At 64.1% G+C, this 2,613-nt stretch carries 4 protein-coding genes; 3 read left to right on the forward strand and 1 reads right to left on the reverse strand.

Going from position 1 to position 2,613, the window contains the following annotated elements; genetic code table 11:
• Positions 1 to 268: 268 nt before the first annotated feature.
• A complete protein-coding gene (locus AC1DVT_RS19410; protein WP_477390940.1) occupies positions 269 to 829 on the reverse strand; it encodes a hypothetical protein in 561 nt (186 codons plus the stop codon).
• A 78-nt stretch (positions 830 to 907) separates the two neighbouring features.
• On the opposite strand from AC1DVT_RS19410, the gene AC1DVT_RS19415 reads away from it, so the two are divergent.
• The 3 genes from AC1DVT_RS19415 to AC1DVT_RS19425 form a co-directional block, all read left to right on the forward strand.
• The gene (locus AC1DVT_RS19415) at positions 908 to 1,339 is read left to right on the forward strand and encodes a PadR family transcriptional regulator (RefSeq protein ID WP_477390942.1); all 432 of its coding nucleotides are present in this window, start codon (positions 908 to 910) and stop codon (positions 1,337 to 1,339) included.
• 62 nt (positions 1,340 to 1,401) lie between these two features.
• The gene (locus AC1DVT_RS19420; protein WP_477390944.1) at positions 1,402 to 2,034 is read left to right on the forward strand and encodes a hypothetical protein; all 633 of its coding nucleotides are present in this window, start codon (positions 1,402 to 1,404) and stop codon (positions 2,032 to 2,034) included.
• Positions 2,035 to 2,280: 246 nt separating this feature from the next.
• Positions 2,281 to 2,613, forward strand: a 333-nt coding sequence (locus AC1DVT_RS19425; protein WP_477390945.1) for a hypothetical protein, incomplete at its 3' end; no start/stop codon positions are given.

The raw sequence follows: 2,613 nt of genomic DNA on the forward strand, positions 1-2,613 counted from the left end.
GATCAGCATCCGAAAGCTGCCACTCCTCCTTGGCTCCGCCACCCGCGTCCCAGAAGTAGACCCGGTAGCGCGGATTGTCGATTTGAGACGTCTGATCGCGAGGATCGATGAGCTCTGCTCTCACCCGTCGAACGTATCGCCCAGATCAAGGCCGGCGCGAGTACGCAGACCGACCGGCAATCGAGTCGCTCGGCGTCTGGCGGAGGCCATAGCCGATTGACCAGCCTCCGCCGGCCCGCCCGTAACCTAGCGTTGGTGTTCGCTACTTCTAAATCCTGCTTGCGGGTTGGGTGTCCGCCATCGTTTCTCGCCCGCGAGCGCGGGCCTCACCCCATGGCATCAACCAGGCAAGGACCAGTGCAAAGCCCATTACGACGAACACGGCGACAGAACTCGATGCCTCCACCACGAGCGTGGTGACCGACAAAGCGTTGTCAATCGCTGGGTCGGCCGGCGTTTGCCCAGCGGCGAACCAACCCGCGGCGATCGCGAGAGCGATGCCGGTCGCCACGCCGACCCAGAACCATCTACCCAGGGCGTTCTTCAGCTTCTGGGCGATGAGGGCCACGCCCAGCACGAGGCCCAGCACAACCAGGAGAACAATCACCGGCGCGTAACGGTCCCCGACCCCGACCACGGCACTCCATGCGTCGAGGGTGACGCCCATCGTCGCCGCGTCAGCAAACCGCTGCAAATACACCAACAGGATGCTCACTGCGAACCCGAACACGGCGCCCGCAATGGCTCTGAGCGCCGTCATCACTGCTGATGCACCTGGCGCGGCGCTGTATATCCACTCATGGCCGAAACATATCAGTGCCAGCGTCATTCAACTGTCAGAGCGCCCTGCCGTCCGGTGAACCACCCGCTTGCAGGTAGTCTCTGTAGTTCGCAACGACCGGCCCGAGTGATCTGGACCACGCATTGCATATTCTGTCCTGAAGAGTATTCTGAGCGCATGCGCGGAGTCTCGCAAGAGGTGTCAAACGAAGTGTCGTTCTGGGTGCTGACGKCCCTGTCCGAGGAGCCGAAGCACGGCTACGCGATCTTGCGCGACGTCGAACTGCTGAGCACCTCGCAGGGCAGCCCCGTCACTCTGAAGGTCCCGACCCTGTACGGGGCACTGGATCGTCTGAATCGCCTGGAGCTGATTGAGGTGGTCAGCGAAGAGGTCGTCGATGGTCGAGCTCGTCGGTACTATCGGCTCACCGATCACGGGGCTGCGGCGTTAGAAGAGGAGACGGTGCGTCTGGAGGCGCGCGTTCGTGTCGCGCGATCCGTGATGCCCGCCGGATCGTCCGCCAGCACGTCAGCCACGGTCGATGGGCGCGGACGATGACGGACGCGAAGGTTAAGCGGCGATATCAGCGAATTCTTCGGTGGTATCCCAAGGAATGGCGAGTGCAGCACGAGCAGGTGATGCTGGGCACCCTGCTGGAGATGGATGATGCGCGCGGGCGGCGCGGGCCGACATTCGGTGAGGCGTGGTCGCTGCGTCTTGACGGCCTGAGGCGCCGGCTCCGCCCTGCCGATGACGGCCTGGCGCGGAGGCGACGCAGGATGACACCTGTCATCGTCGGCCTAGTGATTGTCGGATGTGTGTCCGTCGGAGGCCTAGCGGCAGCCGCATCACCCCCGGCTCTCTCGGACGAGGAAAGGGCGCAACTACTCGCCACCTGCCTCAACGACAAAGGCTGGGCAACAGAGATAGGGGCCGACGGTGGCGTCACGGTCGAGTACCAGTCCGACCAGGAAGCCCAGCACCTGTCGGACGCTGAGAGCTGCATCGCCACACTGCAGCTCAATCGGATCGCCAAGCCGTCGGGCGCACAGTTAGAGGCGCACTACGCGAACCTGCTCGCAGCACAACGCTGCCTCGAAGAACGTGGCTATAAGACACCGAAAGCTCCGGACAGATCAGCGTTCGTCGCGTCAGGGGGCACGTGGTCGCCGTTCTGGGCACTCCCCAACGGGACGGCCGAGGAACTCGCCCAGATCGAACGAGCATGCCCACAGCCCGACCTCCAACCATGAGGGCGCAGGTCGCAATCACCGGACGATGCCCGAGAGCGGCAAGCATCCGGGGCCGTTTTCATACTTCCCCGACCCGCCACCTGTGACGGTGCCTGACACTCGAACACACCGTCGGGGGAGTAGTTTCTGCTCGAACCGTCCCGGAGACGCACCGGCCACCGCGCCTCGCTCGCCGCCACCTAGGGGCCGCGCACCGCCGGCTGCAATTACAGCGGCGGCGCAGTGGCCTTCGGTACGGTCGATTGCATGGCCGAGATGACAGTTGAACTGGATGAGTCGGGCTGGCACTTCCCCGCTCGCGACTTCGTCCCTGCGTCCCACCGCGACCTGCCCATGCTGCGCGTATATCTGCCGTTCATAGCCCGAGGCGGGAACTTCGTGCGCTGGTCGCAGTTTGTCGACGTCGAGGAACACTCCGCGTCGCTGAACTGGTTCGAAGCCACACGTCAGATCTCGGACGAGCAGCCCGCCATTCGCGACTTGGTCTCTTGTATGGGTCAACCGGACGAATCAACCGCGCAAGCACTCCGCGACGCCATCGGCGATCGGGCTCTGCGATGCCTGCGGTGGGTGGGATAC

The organism is Microbacterium sp. P2_F9 (genome assembly GCF_056403635.1).